The following is a 1,245-nucleotide window of genomic DNA, read 5'->3' on the forward strand; positions in this document are numbered from 1 at the left end:
GGTAGGAGCAGGATGGCGGCGGGTATCGACCAGACCGATTGGGCTGGATTGTTGAAGAGTGCCCAGAACGGTCAGCTTCAACTCCTCAATGTCGACAGCGCCGCGCTGGGTAAACTGACCGGATATTGTGAGGATCTGGTGGCCGACATCCTCGGGTTGATCAATTTCGTGACCGGGAAGAACATGCCACCGAAGTTCGACTGGTATTACAACAATCAATCCAGTACCGATCCGAAACGGCCTGCCCAGCCGAAACCGTTCCCGGCCAGTTCCTATCAGTTTCTGAGCATGAAACATCTGTCGGACGCGTTCTTCGACAAAGCGAACCCCGAACTGGTCGACATTCTGGGTAATCATCAAGCGATCGTCACCGATATCGCGAACACGTTCACCGCGGCGAACAAGAAGTACTCGATCACCGAGGGACAGAACGCGAACACCTTCGTCGCACCCAACGCGCGTGATCATTGGCCGGAGATCTCGAAGTATCATGCGGCGTCCTCGGTGTCGTGGGCGGACGGGCCGGGTTTGTCGACCACCGCCAGTTCCGGGGTGAGTTTCGACAAGTCCCTCAAGGGCAGAATCGATCCGCTGATCGAACTCGGTGGCGCTCTGCACCTCTACGATTTCGCCAACATCGCCATGCTCGTGGGCTCGGTCGGTGGTGACATGCTGTGGTTGTCGGGTGAGTGGCTGGCCCTGTCCCAGATCTGGGGCAACTCGATCGATACCTTCACCAAGAACATCAAACCCGTGTTCACCCGGGGGCACTGGCAGGGCGCGGGCGCCGACCGGGCGATCGCCTCGATCGACAAATACCTCGGTACCGCCGAAACGTTGCGGGCGGGCATGGTCGACATGTCTCATGTCGTGGGGAACACCGCCAACTTCCTGGCGTTCATCTACGGTCACGTTCCCCGCTACGACCAGATCAAGTTGAACACCAACGGCACGGTCAACTATGTCGCCAAGCGCGGCCGGACCGGTGATCAGGCCCAAACCTATGCTCAGCAGTGGTGGGACAAGGGCGATGACACCAGTAACAACAAAGGTTTCGTCGCCGAGATGCGTGCACTCGCCGGCCAGGTCCCCGAATTCGTCGACCCGAATACCGCGGCACCCGCCACCACTGGTGGAACAGGCGGTAGCGGGGGAACCGGAGACAACAACAACGGCAACAACAACGGCAGCGGCAACAACAGCGGCGCAGGCAACAACAGCGGCAAATCCAACGCAAACGGAAGC

General features: G+C 59.3%; 1 protein-coding gene. It reads left to right on the forward strand.

Translation table 11 applies throughout. From position 1 onward, the window contains the following. Window positions 1-12: 12 nt before the first annotated feature. Window positions 13-1,245: hypothetical protein (locus tag ACIA5H_RS37805; protein ID WP_397081172.1), on the forward strand; the 1,233-nt coding region annotated here is incomplete at its 3' end.

Source organism: Nocardia sp. NPDC051900, from assembly GCF_044452545.1.
GTDB lineage: Bacteria > Actinomycetota > Actinomycetes > Mycobacteriales > Mycobacteriaceae > Nocardia > Nocardia sichangensis.